Source organism: Bradyrhizobium sp. LVM 105 (assembly GCF_003957705.1).
In the GTDB taxonomy this organism is placed as follows: Bacteria; Pseudomonadota; Alphaproteobacteria; order Rhizobiales; family Xanthobacteraceae; genus Bradyrhizobium; species Bradyrhizobium frederickii.
The window spans coordinates 1-21,565 of record NZ_QZMV01000027.1 but is presented as its reverse complement, the minus strand read 5'-3'; the positions used below and the strand labels follow the sequence as shown (position 1 = coordinate 21,565).

Here is a 21,565-nt window from a genome sequence, read left to right as displayed (position 1 = left end):
AGTCATCGGCTCGCCGATCAGCGCGTGCCATTGATCGACGGGAAGCTGGCTGGTGACGATGGTGGAGCGGTGGCCGTAGCGGTCCTCGAGGATCTCCAGGAGGTCGTGGCGGGCCGCGGCGTCGAGCGGCTCGAGGCCCCAGTCGTCAAGGATGAGGAGATCGACGCGGCCGAGCGCGCGCAGCAGGCGGGGGTGGCGGCCGTCACCGCGCGCCAAAGCCAGATCGCTGAACAGTCGCGGGACGCGCTGATAGAGCACGGAGCGATTGTCGCGGCAGGCTTTGTTGCCGAGCGCCGAGGCGAGCCAGCTCTTGCCGACGCCGGACGGGCCACAGATCAAAAGATTGGCGTGGTCGGCGATCCATTGGCCTTCGACCAGCATCGTCAAGAGGCTGCGGTCGAGGCCGCGCGGGGTGCGATAGTCGATGTCCTCGACGCAGGCCTGCTGGCGCAGCTTGGCATATTGAAGCCGCTTCGACAGTCGCTTGTCGCGTCGCAGCGACGCTTCACGTTCGAGCAGGAGCGCAAGCCATTCGGCGTGGCCGAGGCTGGCGGCCTCGCCGCCGGCTTCGATGTCGGCGAAGGCCTTGGCCATGCCGTGAAGGCCGAGCTGATGGAGCTGATCGAGGGTCGGATGGGTGAGCAAGGCGTGATCTCCTAATTGTAGTAGCGCGGCCCGCGGATGTTGGGATGGAGGATCGGCGCGTCGTCCGCGGAGCGCTTGGGTGAAGGACGCCGATCAAGATTGTTGGCGAGGATCGATTTGAACGAACCGTAAGTGCGCGCGCCGATATCGTGAAGTGGACCCCATGCTGAGGACCACTGGGTCCGGTTTTTTAAGTGGAGCTGCTGCCGTTCGTTCTTCCCAGTAACTTTACGCTACTCTTGCCTGCTGCTGTTGTGGCTGTGGGGATGTGGGTAACGCGTAGCGTTGTCCAAGCTTCTCGCTTGCGAGAAGCGTCATATCCACAGCCTGTTCGCCGAATGCGCCGGTGACACCGGCCCGCCAGACCGCCATCGGCGCGCGGTTTTCCAGCGCCTGATGAGGGCGCTGGAAATTGTAAAATTCGATCCATCGGGCGATTCCGGCTTTGGCCTCGTGGCCATCCGAATAACCCTTGAGATAGATGTCCTCGTATTTGAGCGAGCGCCACAGCCGCTCGATGAACACGTTGTCCATCCAGCGCCCACGACCGTCCATCGAGATCCTGACGCCGGTGGCGGCCAGCGTGCCGGTGAAGGCGGCGCTGGTGAACTGGCTACCCTGGTCGGTATTGAAGATCTCAGGCGGGCCGAAGCGCGCCAAGGCCTCTTCGAGCGCAGACACGCAGAACGATGTGTCCATCGTGTTCGACAGGCGCCAGGCCAGCACCGCACGGCTCGCCCAATCGATGATCGCCACCAGATATAGAAAGCCCTGGCCGATCGGCACATAGGTGATGTCGGCAGCCCACACTTGATTCGGTCGGTCGATCACCATATGGCGCAGGAGATACGGGAAGATCTTGTGTCCCGGCGCCGGCTTTGTGGTTCTGGGCTTTGGTCCCAGCGCCGCGATGCCCATCTTGCGCATCAACCGCTGCACGCGCTTGCGATTGATGCGACAGCCTTCGCCATTGAGGATCGCCGTCATCCGCCGCGAGCCCAGGAACGGCCAGGCCGTGAACAGCTCGTCGATCCGCCGCATCAGCTCAAGGTCGTTGTCATTGGCCGGCAGCGGCGGCCGATACACGCTCGATCGCGCAACGCTCAGCAATTGGCATTGCCGGCGGATCGATAGACTCGCATGATCGCGCTGAAGCAATCCTCGGCGATCCGGCGCGCTCATCTTCCGGACCTCCTGGCTAAGAAATCCCGCTCAACCGTCAACTGTCCGATCTTGGCGTGGAGCTTCTCGACCTCCAGTTCGTGGGCTGCCTCGCCATCCCGACCAGCGCCCGCGTCGAACGCCCGAACCGCTTGATCCTGAAGCTGTTTCTTCCAGGCATAAATCTGATTCACATGCACCTGGTAGCGCTGTGCCAGATCCGTCACCGTTGATTGTTCTCGCAGCGCCTCCAAGGCGATCTTTGCCTTCAGCGCCGCATCGATTGTCCGTCTCGTCTTCTTCATGGTCCGCTCCGTTTATCAAAACGGAACGGCATCCGCACCACCTAAGCCGCCGGTCCAAAATCCGGGGTCCACCTCAGTTGAAAACTGCGAGAAACCATCAAGCTGAAGTCAGGACCGATAACCGTTCTCAGCCGCCACTTTTCCGAGCGCCCGCAGAACCGTCGCGAGAGGTACAATCAGGTGCGATGGAATATACTCATCCACCAGCCCGTCCTTCAGGAGCGCGCGCGCCAGCGGAATGTTTCGCATCACCGGCACCCCCGCAGCGGCCGCGGCATCAATCATTTGCTGCGCCAAGAGATCGGTACCTATGGCATCGATCATGGGCAGGGGAGTGCGCTGCCGATCGTAGTAAATAGCCACTGCAATATGTGTGGGATTGGTGATCAAAACGGTCGCTCTACGCGACTGCTCAATCGCGTTCTTGGCTAACAATTGGGAATGGAGGCTCCTGCGTCGGTTTTTGAACTCAGGGTCGCCCTGATTTTCCTTAACTTCTCGTTTCAGTTCGTCCAGCGACATCAAATTCTTCCTCGTGAACTGCCATCGCTGGAACGCAAAGTCCGCAATTGCCACCACAAGATAGCTCGCCCCGACATAATTAGCTATCTCGAGCAGCAGGTTACTCGTCACCGCACTTAGGCACGATATGCCACAGCTCGGTGTCCACACGAGCGCATGCACACCTTGGCGCAGCACAAGCATTATGACGAGGCCGAGTATTAGCACCTTCACGATCGCCTTACCCAGATCGACGAGATTCTGCAGCGAGACTATCCTTCTGACGTTCTCACCGGGGTTCAGCTTTTTCAGCGACGGCGTGACAGCCTCCGGGGAGAAAACCGCCCCGTTCTGCAGGTTAGCGCCGACGCCGATGACCAGGACGACGCCGAGGAAGGGGGCGACCATACCTTGTAATTCACCGAAATAAAACTCGAGTAGCCGTCGGCTGACAATCAGGAAGTCCCCGTCAAGAAACGTTACAGGCAACAGGATCGCTGCCTTAAGCCGCTCGACTAGGTCATGCAAATAGGCGAAGAACAACGCGAAAAACCCGAGGGTCACAGCCGCCGACACGACTTCCTTACTGTGCGGAACCTGTCCCTTCTTGCGCAAGTCCCGCAGCCTCGTGGAAGTCGGCTTTTCGGTCTTTCTACCGGTCACCGCAATCACCTGGTGATGCGATGGACGATCGCGACAGGCGACGGCATATGCTTGTCGGCATTGGCCAAAATGATCGTGAGCGATAGAATCAGCAGCAGAAGGGCAACTGCGCTCTTGACCGACATAGCGAGAAAGAAGACCTCCAGTTGCGGCGCAAACCGGCTGACCAGTGTCAAGCCCAACTCGCTGAGAAACATCGCAACGATGGCTGGGCCGGCGAGAAGCAACGTCAGTAGCATCACGAGGTCTGCAAGATCTAACACACTGGTGACGAAGATTGGACCGAATGCAGGATGAAAGCTCCACAGCGGCCAAATGTCATGGGAGCGATAGAGCGATGCTAATAGTTTGGAAAAGCCGCCGCTGACGAACAGCCATGTAGCGTAAAGCTGAGCCAGGAAGGTCCCGAGCGGTGAGTCCAGATTGAGGCTCGCCGGGCTCAAGAGGCTTGTCATCGTGGCCCCCCTCTGGTGGTCAATGAACGTGCCCGCGGTCTCCACACCCCACATAGTCGCGGCAATTGGCATGCCCAGGAGGCACCCGAGCAAGAGTTCCTTGAGCCCCAGGCCCAGGATCGGCATCAGACGTGCGATGTCGAGATCCGCAGGCCTCGTTGCCCAAGCAAACCCCATTACCGGCAGCGCCAATGCCATGATCAGGCCATTGCGCGCCCGCGCCGTCACCATACCGCGTCCTAGAAAAGGCATGACCAGCACCATCCCTGTCACGCGTGACATCGCAAGCGCAAGGACAACCAGGAAAGTATGCAGATGAGCTGGGTCAATTGGTGACATGGAATGGATTGCTCTGGCGCTTGGCTGGCGACGGTCGCTCTTGTTGCGTGCCGCTCGGCGAAGAGAGGCAAAGTTAGCAAGTTCCTGGCGCCCCAGACTTATATTCCCGCGATTTGGTCGAAGATGTTCACCGTATACCGGCCAAGTTCACCAAACCAATTCGCGGTGGCCGCCAGGATCAGGCTCACGCATATCAGCTTCACGGCGAAGGAGAGTGTCTGCTCCTGAACTTGGGTCAGAGCTTGCACAACACTGACGATCAGTCCGATGCCCGTAGCGACGATGACTGTGGGCATCGACAGGACGAGTGTCAGTTTGAGCGCACCAATGGCAAGATTGGTGAGTGTGGCGGTATTCATGGTGCTGCTCCCGCGTAGGAGAAGATGACACCATGAATTAGGCGCTGCCACCCGTTCACGGCAACGAACAAGAACAGCTTGAATGGCAAGGATATGGTCATTGGCGAAACCATCATCATGCCCATTGCCAGAAGGATGTTGGAAACGACGAGATCGATGACGATAAACGGTAGAAACAATAAGAAGCCAATCTTGAACGCGTCTTGCAGTTCGGATGTCATGAAGGCCGGAATCAATATCATAAATTCGTTACCGGTTATGGCGGCGGCGTCCTCCTTGCTCCACAATCCCCGAGTCGCATTGACGAAAAACTGACGTTCCCGCTGCGACGTGTTCTTCAGGAGAAAGTTGCGAACTGGCTCGGCAGCTAGCGTTATCGTTGTCCCTAATTCGCGGATATCTTGGGATGCGATTGGTTTGTCACGCACGGCTTCGTACGCACCTTTGGCCACTGGCTGCATGATGTAGACGGACAGCAGGATGGCGATCGCATTCAGAGCCATGTTCGGCGGGATGTTCTGAACGCCGAGCGCATTGCGAATGAGCCCAAAGACCACGACGAGCTTCACGTAAGAGGTAACGGTAATCGCAACGAAGGGGGCGATCGCAACGCAGGCGATTAGTACTATCAGCGTTGCGGGATCCGGCAGCGCCGTCATGGTTCTGCTCGTGCTAATCGCAAGTCGTGCACGCGCACACCTGTTCGGTCGGCGATGCGCACCAGCTCGCCCGTTGCGACGACCTGGCCATTGACGCGCAAGCTGATATTGGTCGTGGCATCATAACCAAGATCCAGCACTTGGCCGACAGCCAATTCGCGAATCTGCCTGAGCGGCATGGTCAGGCGTCCAGCAGCCACATCAACAGGAAGATCAATGCTGTCGAAGGTTTCCGGCGGGAGCGGATCCGGTCTATCCATCATGCAGTCCACAGCTGAAAGGATGGCAAGGCGGCCATTGACGATCGAGGCGCGAAAGCAAGGACTGCCAGAAAGGCATAGAAGAACACTCATGACGCCGTCATGACCGACAGGGGAGGTATCCAGCAGTACGACATCGTCTGAAGCGAGTTGATGCAGATCCGCCAAGATAAGGCTGATGCGTGCGACCACCAGATCGAGAGAAAGGAACAGATCATCGAGGACGGCGCACACGACCGGAAGTCTAGAGCAGCAGTCGGCGATCCATTGCAGTCCACCGACATCGAATTCGACCAGCCCAAGGATGTCGCCTGGACGCTCCAAGCGAAGAATCTCAAATGCGTACGGAAACGCTTCAGTGCCCTCCGCCGAAGACCAGATCGGCCGATGCCCACACCATTGGTCCACCTGGATCGCGACATCTCGGAAGACAATGTCGAACAGGATTTCTCGCAGGCCGTCACCCGGAGGCAATGCGGTAATTTCTGGCCAATGCTGCACAGCCGCCGCCGGAAGCAGCGTCGAGTCAACTGTAACGCGAATCCTGTGGCCGCGTGGGCGCATCAGGGCCTGGCAGTAATCCGCTGGCAGGCGCGGAGGCCTCGAACCTGGCATCACAGCTTCCACGTCGACGCCAGCGATGTTGAAGGGCACCGGCAGACGTTTAGCAAGATCCGAAAGGGCGGCAGCCTCACATTGGCCATAACAGGGCAGGTCGATCACGCGCCCCTCTCAATTTTGTAGTAGAGCGGTGTCTCAAATCTACGAGATCGCCCCTTGCTGCCTTGTTCGTCAAGCACTGAGCTGCAGGCGAAGACGATCATGACGATGCGCATTTCAAGCCGATCGGACAAATCGCGGGCAAATGCATAGCCATGTACCTGCAGGATACGCCAAAGCCGCTCGGACTCGATACAAACCCTTAGGGTATCAGGCTGGAAACTGACGATCACACGCGCATTGCCGAATAGTTCGTAATTCAGCATGACGTGCACCTCGGTATTGCCGCCATAATCCCAGCTGACGAAAGTGTGCTCAGTAATCCTCCTGGTCAGCTCTACGAGTTCAACCGATCGTGACAGCTGTTCCAGTGCTCGCCGGCGCAGTATAGGGCCAGGCATGGCACCAATGATTGAACCGGCAATCAAGGGAGAAGACGTGGCGCTTTCGCTTTCGGCCAGATCATGCGGATCATTGCCGAAATCCCTGCAATCGGGCGCCCGATCGGATGCTTCGCAAGCGTGTACATTCGCCTCCTCGAGCATTTGCGAGAAACGAGCGATATCCTCGGTAGGCACAAGCTTGGGGACCGGCGCCGCCACCGCAATTGAACGATCACGTGGCGTGATGCACGACCTTGCAACGCTTCTCGCTAGTTGCATCTAAACTCTCTCCACCGAGTTCGACCGCTACGGGAATCGGTCCCCTGGCTAAGGCTGCTGAAGCGCCCGGCAGGGCACCCCATTCACCATCGCGGGGACTTACCGAACCACAACAGTAGTTTTCGCAGGACATACATCTCCAGACATCGTCGGGCGGAACCTACATCCTAGGAGAACAGCGGGCACTCGCTCAACGGAGTAGCATCCGCCTCTTCATCTACTCACGGCCGAGCGGAAGCCAATACAATCTCGATATGGGGTTCAACTGATGACGTTATGCCTTTCTGGAACAATATGCTCGGCGTCCAATGGCCGGTTTCAATGAGCAGAGACCAGCGCTAGGAGGCCGCTCAGTTTCCGCCCTGCGCCTACCGCGCGGTAGCCTTCAAAGCCGTGGCCTGGGAACGAGGCCTACGTTGGGGCTTCAGGTGGCGGCCGAGATCGGGGGCTAGCGATTCGAACTTCTCCCGCAGATCCTCGGTCAAAGCCTGCGCATCGGCGCCACTCTCAACCACCCGAGGATTCAGTAACACCAAGAGCTCAGTTCGGTCCTTGGCATGCTCCATGCTGCCGAATAGGGATCCCAACAACGGAATGTCCTTCAGCACCGGAGCCCCGGAATCCATCCGGTTAGTGCTGTCCTGCATCAAGCCGCCAATCGCGATCGTGTCGCCGTTTCGTGTCGATACGGTGCTCTGGAGGCGGCGTACCGAAATGATTGGGGATTGGACGCTGGTCAGTGTGTTCTTGTTCGCGGTACTGACCTCCTGAAAGGAGTCGAGCGTCACGCTACCTCCGGCGCCAATGCGGGGTGTTACAGCCAAAATGACCCCTGTGTGGCGTAGTTCGACATCGTTCACGATTGTTGAACTTTGGCTTAGCGTCGATTGTGAGGATCGCGCGAGGATTGGAACCTGATCGCCCACCTCGATTGTCGCGGTTTGATTGTCAACTGTGAGAATTCGTGGCGCCGATACGACCTTGACGTCCCCGACGCCGCTTAGTGCGTGTAGCACAACATTGACATCACTATTCGGGAACACATAGGACAAACCACCTTGTGGAACGGCACCCAAATCCGGCGAGGAGAGAAGATAGTCGACACCGTATCGCAAATGATCGCTCAACCGCACCTCCGCGACAATGACCTGGATTAGGACCTGCCGCGGCTTGACGTCAAGCCGATGAACCGCGGCCTCGATGATTTTGTCGTCGTCGGGCGTTGCGAAGATCACGAGTGCATTTTGGCCGGGATCCGCCTGGATCCGAACTGGCGCCGACAGGCCAAGACTGACGGCGGAGACCACCGCATCGTCCTTTATTTGCGTTGTTGATGCGGCCGCATCTGATCTTTCGTCCGACAGGCCGGGAATGTTTAGGGGCAAATTCGATCGATCGGATGCGCTTCCGATGGACAACTTTCCAACCTCTCCCGCCGGTTGCGCGCGAGATACGGCACGCGGCAGCTGAGCGCCAAAGACTTGTGCTAGCACCTGCGCCACTTCCGCAGCCCTTCGATACCGAAGCGGATGCACGTGAATGTTTGCCGCCGTCTTCGATGTCTTATCCAGCTGGGCGATAACCCGACGAACTTGCTGAAGTACTTCAGGGTCGTCCGCTACTACAAGAATGCCGTTCAGCCGCTCGAGCGGCGCAAGCCGAACGCGCACTCTGCCCCGGCTATTCTGGCTGAACAAAAAACTGAGTTCTCGCTCTATCGCTGCCGGACTCGCATGAGCCAGCGTATACAGCGCAAACGATTTGTGAGCCATCGCATCGGTGTCAAGCAAGCCAATGAGTTCGCGCACGGAACTCACCAAGTCGGGTGGCCCAGTGACGGCAATACCTTGTTCTCCTGGCGCGGGTGTCAGACGCACGCTCTCCTCGACGTTTGGTCGGATCACCTTTATGACATCGGCTGGATCGACATAGCGCACGGGGATCACTTGAACATCGCTTCGTGCTCCGCCGGCGAGATCGACCAAGCGCCCCACCCGAACTCCGCGGTCAACGACGGCCAGTCCGTATCCGTACGGCGCCAGCGCTTCGTCGAGTAATCGCGGCACATCACTCACGGGGACTTTGCTCGAGGTCCGAAGTGCCATTTTTCCCCCAACGCCTGGATCGATGATGACGGGCATGCTCATAATGTCGCCCACGATGTCATTCACAACTTGCCGAATATCGGCATTGGCATAGTCGAGGCTCACGCGAGTGCTATCAGCGGTGACCGGCAGCCGCCGCTCCACCGGGGCGGTGGTTGGCCGGGTCGGAGGCTGTGCCAGCAATTCAAAGCTACGTGCTTGCAGTGTGCTCGCTGAGAAGGATGGTTTCGGTGCATGCGAGCCGACGCTTGGCGAAGCCAGCCAAACGCCGCGTTCAGCAATCGAGTCTGAGCCGGCACATCGCGTAAGCAGTAAACAAAGGAACGTTAGCAAGGTCTTGCTAGACATGGAGGACGCGGCGCCCCCCTGAGAATGCGCATCCGTTCAACTTTTCATCTGCTGCACCACTTGCATTCATTGCAACCCTGGGAACAGGTGTGCAGAACTGGGATGATCTCCGCCGTTCTGCACTACTCATTGTCAACGTCTCTCAACGAAGGTTGCCTACGATCATCCCCTTCGTCTTTTCATCCTTCGAAACAACGTTAGACATCAGTTCAGCAACCCGATTGACGTCATCAAGCAGCCTTTGGAAATAAATCATCGCCATCTCCCCTTCGCTATTGGCGCTGTCAATCGCCCCGTTGAGGTTGTTGATGGCAGCATCGAACTGCGACTGCACGCCTTTCTTGTCACCCTTCTCCTTCTCGATGGATATGCCGTGTGCCTGCATCCAGTCAAACACATCCTGAGTCTTGCCTTGCCAATCGACGAAGCTGCCGTAGTCTCTTACCTTACATTCATCGGGAGGTCGATTGGTCCGCAGCGCAGCCATTGCGTCTCTCATATCCTTCAGCAAATTGTTGCGCGCCTGCATGTCGTCCAGTTGAGATCCGAGTTGATTCTGGTAAATGTCGTGCCGTTCCATCAGAACCAGCGCCATGATCGAGGCTAAAGACAGACCTCCTGGGAGAACATTTCCTGCGCTGTTGGCCCACGCAGTGGGCTGGTATCCAGACATCGCCTTGATCATCTTAGGACCTTCTCAAACTCAGACGTTTTTCGCCCGAACGATACGCTCAAGCCATAGAAACGATCTTGCTTCTCGCCTCGCTATCGGCGCGACGAATTTCGGCAAGCTCGCCCAGGACGTCCTGAATCGTCGTCTCATAGCTCGCCAGGAATTCACTCTCGTTCTCCATCTGCGCCTGCGCCCTGGTGCTGTCCGCCTGCAGCTGCGCCTCCTCCTCCTGGTAGTGCGTCGCGCCCATGTTCAGGCCGGCTCCCGGAAGCTTAAAGGCTTCCGTCGCGATTGTGCCCATGCCATTCCATCTCATGGCCTCTTGCTGGGCTTCTGTCTGCGCCTGGACAACGCGCGTAAACTCAAGGGGGTCCGTCGTGCTATTCGGCGCGTCCAGCCTATGCGGGTCGCCCAGTGTATTGCTTCTGCTCGAATTCAGGCGTGTCATCTCGATGTCGTCTTGCGAGGACCACGCATCGCGCTCCGGCGCTTGGATAATCTGCCCTTTGCCGTGAGGCTCGTCGCGTAGCTCCAGCTCGCCTTCTGATTTGTCGAAGCGCTGCGCTTGACCTGAAGGGCTGTTCGGGGTTGGTGTCTCCACCCTGGACTTCGGGAGCGGGGCCTGGATTTTGGCTTTATACACCTCGTCGAAGCGCGCTTGAATCTGTCGAGCACCCTTGAGGTTCACGCCGGCCCCCAATATCGCGCCGCCAGAGGTGGCTATTGCGCCAAACAATTGGCATAGTCCTGAACTGCGAAGCGCCTTGGCAGCAGCTTCCTGCGCAGCGATCTCGACGTTAAGCGCCGCCGACCGGTCCGACCTCGCCGCTTTGCGAAGCTCCGCATTGAGCCGAACGAAAACCGCGGCGACTGCTGATGCGTCGTTCCCCGTAACAAAGTCCTTCAGCTTGAGATCGACGTTGGAAAGCTTCTCGCGGATCACAACTTCCGCGGGATCGCGTACGTCAACTGATCCCCAACCTCGCGCCTTGACGGGGTCCGCAAGAGGAAGTGGGATCTCGCCTTCCGGCACGTTTCTGCCGCGGACCGTAGCAGAGATCGGCACCCACGGAAGTTGTTCATGCACGGCTGCATCCAACCGGTCGTGCCCGCCAACGGTCGTTTCACGTTGCACAGCAAATACCATCGCTACATTCCTTTAGTTCGACAAGTGGTCCACGCAGCCTGTCAGCCGAAGGCCCTTACGAGCTTGGCGTTGGAATCACTCTGCCGGTTAATGGCTTCGGCAACCGTCTGCGTGGTCGTCGTCCTGTCGAGAAGCAACTGCTTGATGAAGTCCATTTCATCACTTTGCAGTGATCTCAGTCTTGCAATGCAGCTGCTGATGTTTATCGCTTCCGCCTGGGCGTCCGTTGCCTCCTTCTTCTGGATGCCATTGGCGATGCCGGCGCCAGCCTCGCCCAGCGATGCCATTGCCCCGCCGACTCGAGCCGCTGTCGAAACTCTCTGGCCTATCTGAACAGCCTTGACAGAACTGGATGGTATCAAGGCGGCGATACGCAATCCACTCGCGGCTCCACTGGCAAAGCCAGCGCCAACTGTTAGCACCGAGATAGCGAATATGATGCCAATCGTGATGACCGCCCCCAAGGTGCTGGCCTTGTCGCCATGGATTCCGTCTTTCTCGAGACTCTTCACAATTGCCGCAGTCATCTTATCTACGCCACCCGTCTCGACGAGAGTCGCTACTCCAACGCTCACTGCCGCCGCCATGACCGGAAGAGCTGCGCCGGTGGCGATGGCAGCTAGGACCGTCAATCCGACCGTTAGCCATCCGAAGAACTTCATGATGCCGGAGCTGTTCTTTGCTTCTGCCGATCTTTTTGCCGCTTCAACGATGCTTTTGGAAATTTTCTCGTGCAACTGTCTTTGCTGCTCTCCCCAATGTCGCACGTCCTCTATTCCCGCCGCAACCTGTTCATCGGCCATTTTGGTCTTCAGAGCCAGAAACGAGGTAAGGAGGTCAATCGCATCGAACGCACGTGGTGCCGATAAACTTGGAATCGAACCTGACGCAACAGCCTTTTCGGAAACTGAGTGCAACAACAGGCTGGCGTCAGTCTTGCGGCCATTGCCCGAAAGACCGGTAGCGGAGGCACTGAAGGGCAGCGTCCCGACCTCGGGTAGCGGCTTGCTCGTCGACGCCGACATGTTCACTCTATGCATCGTTGGACCCTAGTTGGGATTTGAGGCGGTCAAGCATCATCAGCCCACGTCCGGCCAAAGCCTTGTGTTCGGGCCTCCTGACACTCAGCGCCAAGGCATTCTCAAGTGCGGTAATCGCGGCTGTGAGATGATTTAGTTTGATGAAGCATTCGGCAGTTCGAAGCGGGATCTGCGGGTCCTCACTATTCAGGAGTCCCGCTAGCCGATAGGCCTGCACGGCGTTCTCTGGGTCCCCAAGCATTTGACTACTAGCTGCCAGACCAAACCAGAATCGTGCGTCGATGTGCCGATGTAGGCACAAGAAGCGAAAAAAATTCCGCGCCTCCTCATACTTGCCACAAGAATAGTAGCGGTGGCCAAATACATATAATGCCTCAAGCTCATCATCCGTGATCCCAATGACACTAGCTAGGTCCGTGCGCCCTACCACGAAGTCGGTGGCGAGCTGTGCCAGCCGCTGGCTGTCTGTCGTGTCGCCACCATTCAATAGCCCGCCATCCGCCATTCTCATCGTGTCGCTCTCTCGGTAGAGACGGGTTGGAGCGCGAGACGCGACATCGATTCAGGCGCTGGCAGGATATGATTGAGGGCCGCCAGCTCGGCTGCATACGCTCTTTGAAACGCTTCGTCCTGATCGGCGACAAATGCGGAAATTGAGGCGGCACTCATAGTGCCATCGCCTAAAGGGCAGGCACAACGACCAAGTTGTTCACGGGCCCGCGCCAAGAGACTATCCATCTGTGCGATGGTGTGTCGCGCAGTCTCCATCGTGTCATTGAGGCTCATTGACCCCTCCCAGACGGTCTCCTTGCCAACGCACCGCAGCGCGAGCGGGATTCGAAACCGCTTGCGCCACCAGCTCCGCTCGAGGGCCGCGACCCGCTGTCGCGGCCGACCGCTCAAAGCCACCGACGTCCATCGTCTGGCAATGATATGGTGTGCCAGAATGCACTTCCTCTTCACGGAGAACGTTCTTTCTCCTGACAGGGTTGGATCAACGCCCGCACGTCGCTACCAGAAGCGGCGCATGGCGCAAAATACTTGATCGCTATGAAGGCATAGGCGCCCCGGTGATGAATCGGTGCGTTTCAGCGCGAGCGCCTGAGACGACGGCGCTAACCCGGAAATGCGTGTCGTTGCGTTAAATGCATCGTTCGGCGAGAGCCTCGTCGCCGAGTCGTAGGCATTTTTTGCCTTGAGCAGGTAACGATGAGGATCGCATTGGTGGCGGATCGGGTTATGCAGTCGCCTTGGACCAAATGCCCGCGAGCAGCTCACACTTTGTGCCGGACGGAGCGGGTGACTGAGGCCGCAACTCTCCATAGGCTACCGTTATTACCTCATGCTCGTATTGTATTGGCGCCGAGCGAGAGGCGGGATTAGATCATCATGAGAATTGATCGCTTGCAGCGCGCAAGGCCACTCGGCAGCCGGTCCGGTCTGGTGGCGAGATGAGTTCTTGGTGACCGGACGTGTTGTGAGCGTGTGCGCCCTTCCGGGGCTCAGGCGCGATGTTTTCCAGGCGGAGGTCGGTGGCAGGATATGACATGGATGATCGGCAAACAACAGAGCACCTGGTTAGGGACAGGGATTCGGTACGTATGTCTTTGTTCTCGAGTTCTCTGACATCCGACAGTCGCTCCGGACTGCTGCGGCGTCTCACAGAGGTGGCGTTCTTGGCTTGTGTCACAAACGACGTGGTGAGGGCGAGGCGGATCGCGAAGGGGCTTGGCGTCATCGCGCCGGGCAGTCGGGAGTCTGTCATTGCCTATGCGCTCGCAGATCTGACGGCAGGCGATATTCCAGCAGCGCTGGAACGCCTTGATCCTCTAGCCAAAGCAAATGATGCATATGGGATGGCATTTCAGGCCCTGGCTCTTGGGCTGAATGGACGCCTAAGCGAACGCGATACTGTGCTCAGGCACCTGCCAAGCAGGGAGCCGGGCCTCGACGGGCTCCTCATAGCCTTAGGCCAGACCGCGCCAGCCGATACCGCAGGAAAGGACAGTTAATGAGCAGCGTAGGTAGTATCCTCCCGCAAACAGGGCCAGCCTTTTTGGTGATGGAGATGCCAGCCACATCGAAAGTATCGGCTGAATCCGTCGAGGCCTTTCAAGCTGCACTCGAGCCGCCTGTGCCATCGCGGCGAGCGGATGAGCCGCTGATCATGGCTGGAGGCGGGCTGACGGAGGAGGGAGGGGGGCCTCTCGTTCCTCGGCTATCCAATGATATCCTCAGTGGCATGGAAACACTGAGCGCCGGCTTTGCGCAACCCATGGAAGGCGCGCGCAGGGCCGCCGAAGGCATGAGCGCGGGGAGCATCCGTTCGGCTGAGTGGCTCGATGCGCAGGTCCAGCTGTCAGCTATGAGCCTGCAATACAACATTGTGACCAAGGTGGTTGGGAAGGCGACCCACACTCTCGACACTTTCCTGAGCGGCCAATGAGCCACGGTGACGCGGGGCGTGACTTTTGTATTGAAGCGGGCGGTGGCACTTCTGGTGCTATTCACCCTGGTCGGCTGCGGATCGAAGATCGAGCTCTATCGCAACCTTTCAGCGCGCGAGGCCAACGAAATGCTTGCGTTGCTTATGCGACAAGGCATCCGCGCGGAACGGACGACAGACACCGGCGGTACGACCTCGCTCGTGGTGCCAACAGAAGACGTGCCTCGTGCTATGAATGTCTTAGACAGGGCCGGTTGGCCTCGCGATCATTTCGCCGATATGGGCACTCTCTTCAAGAAGGACCGGATGATCTCATCGGACACAGAGGAGCGTGTGCGCTACATTTATGGGGTCACACAGGAGCTTTCGCAGACTTTGTCCAGTATCGACGGCGTGCTTAATGCCCGAGTTCACGCGGTCTTGCCTGAAACCGCGAGTGACGATCGTAATCCACCCGTCTCGTCGACTGCTGCTGTGCTCGTCCGTTACAAGCCGGGTGCTCCGATCGATCAGATCGTGCCTAAGATCAAGGAGCTGGTCGCAAATAGCTTAAGAGGCCTATCCTACGATCGGGTCTCAGTTGCCCTCGTACAGGCAAATCAGGACAATATGACGCTTGGTAGAACGGACTTCACTGCCGGTGTTTCGGAACGCAGTGCCCCATCGCACCTTTTGATCGGCCTCATCGGTGCAATAGCGGCGTCACTGATCGGCAATGCAGTGCTCGTCGTTCTCATATGGCGACCGCGCTTTGGCGTTAGCTACGGTATTGGGCGTCATGAGCTTCGGCGAAGCGAACGGTCCAACAATGTTCCCAATCATGAGCTCAGCAAAAATCCCGGATAAATGGCTTGATACGCCGTGGGCGGGAGCGATGATGCGCTGCATCGCCGATCCTGCGAGCGACCTCGATGATGCACTGGCGACTGGCTGGCCCGAGTGGATACCTATAGACCTCGCTCAGTCCGACCCATTCATCCGTGTCAAGCTTGGACGCTGGCTGCTTCGCGGCCAAAGTAGTGAGGCGTCTGCGATTATTTCGGCTGGCAACGCACCACGAATTCGGCTCGCATTTGTGCCGGCGCGAGACGCCACACGCCTGATCCGCCTAGCCGGAGCTTGGATCGGCGCGTCCAGCCTCATCGCCCTCCTTCGGACGGCCGATGTTGCGGCGGCACGCGCCGTTCTCGGAGAAGAGGCGTTCGCATTCGCTTCGCATGCTGCGCTGCTACCGAGACCGACTGTCGAGCTGATGTCTGCGATTAGCGCTTCGGGAATGCCGACTGCGCCTCGTGCGTTTCTCGACCGCGGTGCGGCGATGTTCGGCCTTGCGATAGGCGCAATCCCGCATTCGCTGCGCGCCCAACTACGATTGCGTCGCCCTGCAGCGATCTGGATGATGGTGGCGGACACCTGCCGTGACGACGGTGTCGGCGAGGACGCCTTCCGAGCGATGCGACGCCTGGTCCGCAAAGAGATGCCGATATGGTCGCACTGGTTCAACTGACGCCGGGCGGGGTCAGCATCCTCGGCCCAGGGCGAGTTTTGCCGGCGGCCAGCGCACAGATGATCGTGGACGCTGAGCAATTGCTCGATCGAGCGCGACGCGATGCGGACGCGCTCTTACAGGGGGCGCGCGAAGCTGCGGGGATGATCGAGACGACCGCCAAGGAAGCCGCGCTCACAGCGGCGCAGGCGACCATCGAACAACGTTTAGCCGCGATCGCCGTTGCGTCGCTGCGGATCATGGAGGAGAATCAAGAGCGAATTGTCGACATGGGTCTGCAGATCGCACGTCGGATCATCGATACCGTCGCCCCGGATGATGCTGCGGTGCAGATCGCTTTGCACAGTCTGAGATTCACGGGCCATAGCTCCGTCGTCCGCTTACGCCTGGCACCGGCGCATGTCGAGACGGTTCGCAGACGATTGAATGAACTGCTCCCGACGGCGACGTCGCGCGCGGTCGTCGAAGTAGTTTCTGATCCGCGGGTCAAAGATGCCGGATGCATCCTTGAAACCGATGCTGGACTGGTCGACGCAACGATCGAAAGCCAATTGGCCGCGATCGAGTGCGGCCTGCGCAGCGGCCTAAAGGCCTCTGCAACGTGATTTCCGAGCGACCCAAGCTGCCAACGGCAGTCGATGCCATTCATTCTTCGCACGACGGCATCAATCGCCTTTTTCAGGCCGCCCGCCAGGTGGTGGCGCAGACGCCGACAATGCGCGTCAGTGGCCGAGTCCTACAAGTTGTCGGGACAATTATCCGTGCAACGGCACCGGGTGCTCGCATAGGCGACCTGTGCATGCTCCGCAATCCCGAGAACAAGTGCGAATTGTCGGCGGAAGTTATCGGGTTTCAGCACGACATCGCCATTCTAACGCCGCTTGGCGAAATACAGGGGCTTTCTAATCTCACTGAGGTGATCCCGATGGGAGAGCCTCTGACAGTGCCCGCGGGCTGGAACTTGCTTGGCCGGGTGCTTGACGGTCTTGGCCGCCCTCTCGACACATCCACTCGCGGGCCCCCGGTACCAGAAGCCCACGTTCCAGTACATAGCGGGGCACCGGGTCCCTTGAATCGGCGCATCATTGATCGCGTTTTTCCAGTCGGCATACGCGCGATCGACGGTCTTTTGACGTGCGGCGAGGGACAGCGCATGGGAATCTTTGCCGCGGCGGGCGGCGGCAAAAGCACACTGCTGTCGATGTTGGTGCGCGGCGCGGCGGCTGACGTAACAGTCATAGCGCTGATCGGAGAGCGTGGCCGAGAGGTGAAGGAGTTCATCGAGCGCGATCTCGGCTCAGAGGCGCGACGAAGATCAGTTCTTATCGTTGCGACCTCCGATCGTTCCCCGATGGAACGGGTGAAGGCGGCCTATGTGGCGACGGCAATCGCAGAATGGTATCGAGATCGGGGACAGCGTGTGCTGTTCCTCATGGATTCGGTTACGCGCTTTGCGCGCGCGCAGAGGCAGATTGGTCTGGCGGCCGGCGAACCGGCCAGCTTGCGTGGTTTTCCGCCCTCGGTCTTTGCAACCTTGCAGCAGCTCCTGGAACGCGCCGGCAATAACGATCGCGGATCGATAACCGCGTTTTACACCGTGCTTGTCGAGGGTGATGACGTCACCGAACCTCTGGCCGATGAAACCCGTTCCATCCTGGATGGACATATTGTGCTCTCGCGCACTTTAGCGACGTCGAACCACTATCCCGCTATCGATATTCTGGCAAGCGTCAGCCGTGCTATGAGTGCTATCGTGTCGCCGCGGCATGAGAAGTTAGCGGTTGAACTGCGGGCGCTGCTAGCTAAATACCAGGAGGTGGAGCTATTGATACGGGTCGGCGAGTACAAGGAAGGAGCCGATCCGCACGCCGATACGGCTATCGCCAAGATAGAGGACATACGCAGGTTCCTGCGGCAGCCAAGATGTGAACAAACAGGCTTCGACGCAATGCTTCAGGAGCTTGCCACGTGCCTGGCGTAACTCCCAAGACCGTGCATCAATTGCTTGAGTTGAGAAAATTGCGGCGTCGCCGGGCCGATGAGACTCTACGAGTGCGGCAGTCAGCTGTCGACAAATCCGCTGCGGCTGTCGAAGCTGCACTGGCAGTCCTTCGCACATGGCGGCAAGACCGACCTCGACGGGAGGGCGAGATCTACGATCTGCTGATTGGCAAAACTGTAGCTCTCAACGATCTGGAGGAGGCGAAAGCGAAGATGGTCTCACTGAACGATCACGAACGGCTGCTCGAACGGCGCCTTGCGGAGGCGCTGTCGGAAGCCGAACAAGCGCGTCAGGCGCGTCAGGAAGCCTGCAACGCCGCCCGTAAGGCATATCGGGAGCTCGAGAGGTGTGACAGTTTGGCGTGTGCCTTGACCGCCCGCGCGCTGAAGGAGACGGACTTCTAATTATCAATCGAATGCGCGGAGAGTCTAACAGTGCGGGTGTAGCCGTTAGGGGGAGGGACAGAAGTTCTACGTAGCAGCGCTTTTGTGAGAAGTTAGCAGGGATCAACGAACAAATGCCATGGCAGCTGTCCGCTAGCCTTGCATAAAGACTCGCCGAACTGGATGGCAAACGGTCGGCTGCACGCGTGAAGGTGATAAAGTTGTGCACTTTGGGATGGTTGCACTGCCCGCGTCACGACAACTTCATACTTGGCTACGCCACGCGCGAGCGCTTGCGCAGGCCGCTTCGTCGCTTTTGCGCGCATTCTTAATCATCCACCACGCGCACAATGCGTAAATGTCGTTCCATGGTTGTTCGCCGTCAGCACTCTTGAGACAGATTGAAGGGTTTTCCGGAAGGAGGATTTCTGGTTCATCGTAGCCACCAGGAGCGAAGATGAAGCAGAAATCCGGGCCGCGTAAGCCGGCGGCTGAACAAGTGTTGAAGGACATCCGGCGCCAGACCCGTCGGCATTACTCTGCGGAAGAGAAGATCCGTATTGTGCTGGAGGGGCGTAAGCGCTTAGCCGGGACCCTTATTGGGGCTGGCTTGACGATTTGCGGAATCGCCACGGCATGAGGTCTTCGATCCTGCTATGAGGATGGCCGTCGATGATCGCCTCGAGTGTTTCGGCGATGTAGGCAGCCGGGTTGACGTCGTTGAGCTTGCAGGTGGCGACGATCGACGCGAGCAAGGCCCAGTTTTCTGCCCCGATTTCATGACCGGCGAAGAGCGCATTTTTCCTGGTCAGGCAAACTGGCCGGATGGCGTTCTCGACCGGGTTGGTGTCGAGCTCGAGGCGCCCGTCTTCGAAGAAGCGGGTCAGCCCCTGCCAGTGATTCAGCGCATAGCGGATGTCTTCGGCAAGTGTCGAGCCGCTGGAGATCATCGACAGCTGCTTCTCGAACCACATTTTCAAAGCGGCGACGAGAGCCAACGAATGCTCCTTTCGCGCGGCGAGCCGGATGTCCGGCGATGCACCGCGCACCATGGCTTCGATGGCGTAAAGCTGTGCGATGTGCCGAACGGGGGCCTCGGCGATCGGCGATTTGCTGTTGCGGGCCAATTTGACGAAGCGCCGGCGCAAGTGGCTCCAGCAATGCACGAGCGTCCAAGGCCCTTGCAGTCGAGCGACTTCGGTCAGCCGATCATAACCGTCATAGGCATCGCATTGCAGGAAGCGTCCGCCAAAGCCGTTTAGGAACTGCTCAGCGAAGGCACCGCTCCGACTGGGGGCATATCGGAACAGCACGATCGGCGGACTTGGGCCGCTGTGGCCGCGGTCATCGGACACGATCGCCCAGAAGTAGCCTTTCTTCGTTTGGCCGCGCCCGGGATCGAGTACCGGCGCCGTGGTTTCGTCCATGAACAGACGATCCGCCATGGCCAGGTGGCGGCGCATGTGGTCCGCGATGGGTTGAAGATGGAAGCAGGCGCGACCGGACCAGTTGCCCAGTGTCGCCCGATCAAGCCGGATGCCCTGGCGCGCATAGATCTCGGACTGGCGGTAAAACGGCGTATGGTCACCAAACTTGGAGACAATCACGTGCGCAATGGCCGCTTCGGTCGGCAGCCCGCTGGGTACGACGTGCTCCGGCGCGTGCGCCTGCACGACAGGGCCGGAGCAGCGGCGGCAGATGTATTTCGGGCGGCGTGTGACCAGCACGCGCCATTGTGCCGGGATCACGTCAAGGCGCTTGCTGACGTCCTCGCCGATCTTCGTCATGGCGCCGCAACCGCACGGGCAGAGCGTGCTCGCAGGCTCGATGATCCGCTCCACCCGCGGCAAATGGGCAGGCAAGCAGCCGCGATTGCGATGAGAGCTTTGATCCGTCGCGTTTCGCGATCGGCCCTGGATAACCTTCTCGGCTTTCTCCTGCGCGGCATCCAGGATGCCTTGCGCGATCTCCACGTCTTCGAGCGGCAAGTGATATTGATCTGGCCGCAGCTTCTCGGATTTCGCGCCGAACCTGTCGCGTCGCAATTCGCCGAGAATGACCTCCAGCCGACGTCGGGCTTCCTCCGACGCCGCCAGCGCCCCCTGATGCTCGCTCAAGGCCGCCTGCGTTTGCGCCAAAAGCGCCTTCAGGTGTTCGTTTTCGTCGCGCAGCGCCGCGATGCTCATGCGCTATTTCGAGCATATCGCCGCCGCGCGTGCCACGTTCAAAATAGCTTCCGAGTCATTCTGCCGCAGTTATCCCGCCGCCTGCGGGCGCCGTGCTTCTTCCGGACGGACCAACCTCCAATCCAGCCCCTCGAACAAGGCCGCGAACATCGCCGGCGACATCCGCATCACGCCGTCCGCGATCGTTGGCCAAACGAACTTGCAACCTTCGAGGCGTTTGTGCACCAACACCAGGCCCGTTCGATCCCAGACCAAAATCTTGATTCGGTCAGCTCGTTTCGATCGGAACACGAAGGCCGCGCCGCTGAACGGGTCGAGACGAAGCATCTCCTGCACCTTCGTCGCAAGCCCATCATGGCCACAGCGGAAATCGATCGGCCGCGTTGCAACGTAAATCTTCAGATCCGCACCAGCCGCGATCATCGTGACGCTCGCACCGCGCGGATCACTCGGGACAGCTGCTCGGCATCAATGGCCATATCCGTCCGCAGCACGACATCGCCGATCGCGATCTCAAGCTTGATCGCCGGAACCTGACGCTCCTCCAACGCACCTTCCACGACCAGCGGCGCGAATGTCGGCTGCGACGCCTCGCACGGCGGCAACATGCCTCGCTGTCGAAACCGCCGTCGCCAATCGTAGATCTGCCAGCGCGTCGCTCCGTGCTTGCGCGCCACCTCGGACACCTGGGCACCGGGTAACAAACTCTCGGCGACGATCCGAGCTCTCTCAGCTTCCGAACGTACGCGGCGCCCCGATGGTCCTTCAACAACCTCCAGCCGGCTCACCGACCCCGTCGTTGAGCCGTCCAAATGGACGTCCTTTTTGCTGTCCAATCCCATCCCAAACCTCCGTCCAAGCCGGAGGCTTCTTTCGCACAGCTATACCGATCCCGAAGCAAGGGTTCCGGCTAAGCGCTTACGGAGGGGCTGCGGGGCGAGGAGAACATCTCCGAGCTCTGCCGCCGCGAAGGCATCGCCGCCTCGATGTATTACGGTT

At 59.0% G+C, this 21,565-nt stretch carries 22 protein-coding genes and 2 pseudogenes; 7 read left to right on the top strand and 17 right to left on the bottom strand.

Annotation, left to right across the window (positions count from 1 at the left end; genetic code table 11):
- Positions 1 to 6: 6 nt before the first annotated feature.
- From istB to D6B98_RS36445, 14 genes and pseudogenes are all read right to left on the bottom strand, one after another.
- Positions 7 to 645, bottom strand: a pseudogene (istB, locus tag D6B98_RS36510) (IS21-like element helper ATPase IstB); the annotation flags it as partial.
- A 372-nt stretch (positions 646 to 1,017) separates the two neighbouring features.
- Positions 1,018 to 2,111 (bottom strand): annotated as a pseudogene (locus tag D6B98_RS36505) (IS3 family transposase); the annotation flags it as partial.
- 108 nt (positions 2,112 to 2,219) lie between these two features.
- A complete protein-coding gene (locus D6B98_RS36500; RefSeq protein WP_283810190.1) occupies positions 2,220 to 3,275 on the bottom strand; it encodes an EscU/YscU/HrcU family type III secretion system export apparatus switch protein in 1,056 nt (351 codons plus the stop codon).
- A gap of 5 nt (positions 3,276 to 3,280) precedes the next feature.
- Positions 3,281 to 4,069, bottom strand: coding sequence for a type III secretion system export apparatus subunit SctT (sctT, locus tag D6B98_RS36495; RefSeq protein ID WP_126261814.1), 789 nt, complete (start codon positions 4,067 to 4,069; stop codon positions 3,281 to 3,283).
- A 98-nt stretch (positions 4,070 to 4,167) separates the two neighbouring features.
- Positions 4,168 to 4,428 (bottom strand): type III secretion system export apparatus subunit SctS, encoded by a 261-nt coding sequence (sctS, locus tag D6B98_RS36490; RefSeq protein ID WP_126261813.1) that lies wholly within the window; start codon positions 4,426 to 4,428, stop codon positions 4,168 to 4,170.
- Entirely contained in the window at positions 4,425 to 5,087 is a 663-nt protein-coding gene (gene sctR, locus D6B98_RS36485; protein WP_126261812.1) for a type III secretion system export apparatus subunit SctR, read from the bottom strand. Before sctR ends, sctS begins: the two co-directional genes overlap by 4 nt.
- The gene (locus tag D6B98_RS36480) at positions 5,084 to 6,070 is read right to left on the bottom strand and encodes a FliM/FliN family flagellar motor switch protein (RefSeq protein WP_126261811.1); all 987 of its coding nucleotides are present in this window, start codon (positions 6,068 to 6,070) and stop codon (positions 5,084 to 5,086) included. Before D6B98_RS36480 ends, sctR begins: the two co-directional genes overlap by 4 nt.
- On the bottom strand, positions 6,067 to 6,729 hold the full coding sequence (locus D6B98_RS36475; protein WP_126261810.1) for a hypothetical protein: 663 nt from the start codon (positions 6,727 to 6,729) through the stop codon (positions 6,067 to 6,069). The genes D6B98_RS36480 and D6B98_RS36475 overlap by 4 nt, the downstream gene beginning before the upstream one ends.
- 368 nt (positions 6,730 to 7,097) lie before the next feature.
- Positions 7,098 to 9,182 carry a secretin GspD/PilQ domain-containing protein gene (locus D6B98_RS36470; protein ID WP_126261809.1) on the bottom strand — a complete coding sequence of 695 codons (2,085 nt, stop codon included), beginning with the start codon at positions 9,180 to 9,182 and terminating at the stop codon, positions 7,098 to 7,100.
- Positions 9,183 to 9,324: 142 nt separating this feature from the next.
- Positions 9,325 to 9,867 (bottom strand): hypothetical protein, encoded by a 543-nt coding sequence (locus tag D6B98_RS36465; RefSeq protein ID WP_126261808.1) that lies wholly within the window; start codon positions 9,865 to 9,867, stop codon positions 9,325 to 9,327.
- Positions 9,868 to 9,913: 46 nt separating this feature from the next.
- Positions 9,914 to 11,002 (bottom strand): hypothetical protein, encoded by a 1,089-nt coding sequence (locus D6B98_RS36460; RefSeq protein WP_126261807.1) that lies wholly within the window; start codon positions 11,000 to 11,002, stop codon positions 9,914 to 9,916.
- A gap of 41 nt (positions 11,003 to 11,043) precedes the next feature.
- The gene (locus D6B98_RS36455; RefSeq protein ID WP_126261806.1) at positions 11,044 to 12,027 is read right to left on the bottom strand and encodes a hypothetical protein; all 984 of its coding nucleotides are present in this window, start codon (positions 12,025 to 12,027) and stop codon (positions 11,044 to 11,046) included.
- Between the two features lie 7 nt (positions 12,028 to 12,034).
- Complete coding sequence (locus D6B98_RS36450; protein WP_126261805.1) at positions 12,035 to 12,553, bottom strand: SycD/LcrH family type III secretion system chaperone; 519 nt, start codon at positions 12,551 to 12,553, stop codon at positions 12,035 to 12,037.
- On the bottom strand, positions 12,550 to 12,828 hold the full coding sequence (locus D6B98_RS36445) for a hypothetical protein (protein ID WP_126261804.1): 279 nt from the start codon (positions 12,826 to 12,828) through the stop codon (positions 12,550 to 12,552). Before D6B98_RS36445 ends, D6B98_RS36450 begins: the two co-directional genes overlap by 4 nt.
- A gap of 761 nt (positions 12,829 to 13,589) precedes the next feature.
- Between D6B98_RS36445 and D6B98_RS36440 the strand changes: the two genes are divergently transcribed.
- From D6B98_RS36440 to sctO, 7 genes are read left to right on the top strand one after another with little or no spacing between them, the layout of a single operon-like run.
- Entirely contained in the window at positions 13,590 to 14,054 is a 465-nt protein-coding gene (locus D6B98_RS36440; RefSeq protein ID WP_126261803.1) for a hypothetical protein, read from the top strand.
- A complete protein-coding gene (locus tag D6B98_RS36435) occupies positions 14,054 to 14,488 on the top strand; it encodes an EscF/YscF/HrpA family type III secretion system needle major subunit (RefSeq protein ID WP_126261802.1) in 435 nt (144 codons plus the stop codon). The genes D6B98_RS36440 and D6B98_RS36435 overlap by 1 nt, the downstream gene beginning before the upstream one ends.
- An 18-nt stretch (positions 14,489 to 14,506) precedes the next feature.
- A complete protein-coding gene (gene sctJ, locus D6B98_RS36430) occupies positions 14,507 to 15,334 on the top strand; it encodes a type III secretion system inner membrane ring lipoprotein SctJ (protein WP_164719096.1) in 828 nt (275 codons plus the stop codon).
- Positions 15,309 to 15,995 (top strand): hypothetical protein, encoded by a 687-nt coding sequence (locus D6B98_RS36425; RefSeq protein WP_135167526.1) that lies wholly within the window; start codon positions 15,309 to 15,311, stop codon positions 15,993 to 15,995. The genes sctJ and D6B98_RS36425 overlap by 26 nt, the downstream gene beginning before the upstream one ends.
- The gene (locus D6B98_RS36420) at positions 15,974 to 16,600 is read left to right on the top strand and encodes a FliH/SctL family protein (protein ID WP_126261799.1); all 627 of its coding nucleotides are present in this window, start codon (positions 15,974 to 15,976) and stop codon (positions 16,598 to 16,600) included. Before D6B98_RS36425 ends, D6B98_RS36420 begins: the two co-directional genes overlap by 22 nt.
- Positions 16,597 to 17,976 carry a type III secretion system ATPase SctN gene (gene sctN, locus D6B98_RS36415; RefSeq protein ID WP_478271855.1) on the top strand — a complete coding sequence of 460 codons (1,380 nt, stop codon included), beginning with the start codon at positions 16,597 to 16,599 and terminating at the stop codon, positions 17,974 to 17,976. The genes D6B98_RS36420 and sctN overlap by 4 nt, the downstream gene beginning before the upstream one ends.
- On the top strand, positions 17,964 to 18,401 hold the full coding sequence (gene sctO, locus D6B98_RS36410; protein WP_126261798.1) for a type III secretion system stalk subunit SctO: 438 nt from the start codon (positions 17,964 to 17,966) through the stop codon (positions 18,399 to 18,401). Before sctN ends, sctO begins: the two co-directional genes overlap by 13 nt.
- A gap of 575 nt (positions 18,402 to 18,976) precedes the next feature.
- On the opposite strand, the gene tnpC is transcribed toward sctO, so the two are convergent.
- From tnpC to tnpA, 3 genes are all read right to left on the bottom strand, one after another.
- Positions 18,977 to 20,566: an IS66 family transposase gene (gene tnpC, locus D6B98_RS36400; protein WP_126261796.1), complete on the bottom strand. Its 1,590-nt coding sequence runs from the start codon at positions 20,564 to 20,566 to the stop codon at positions 18,977 to 18,979.
- A 69-nt stretch (positions 20,567 to 20,635) separates the two neighbouring features.
- Positions 20,636 to 20,989 carry an IS66 family insertion sequence element accessory protein TnpB gene (gene tnpB, locus D6B98_RS36395; protein ID WP_126261795.1) on the bottom strand — a complete coding sequence of 118 codons (354 nt, stop codon included), beginning with the start codon at positions 20,987 to 20,989 and terminating at the stop codon, positions 20,636 to 20,638.
- Positions 20,986 to 21,408 (bottom strand): IS66-like element accessory protein TnpA, encoded by a 423-nt coding sequence (tnpA, locus tag D6B98_RS36390; RefSeq protein WP_126261794.1) that lies wholly within the window; start codon positions 21,406 to 21,408, stop codon positions 20,986 to 20,988. Before tnpA ends, tnpB begins: the two co-directional genes overlap by 4 nt.
- Positions 21,409 to 21,565: the final 157 nt, after the last annotated feature.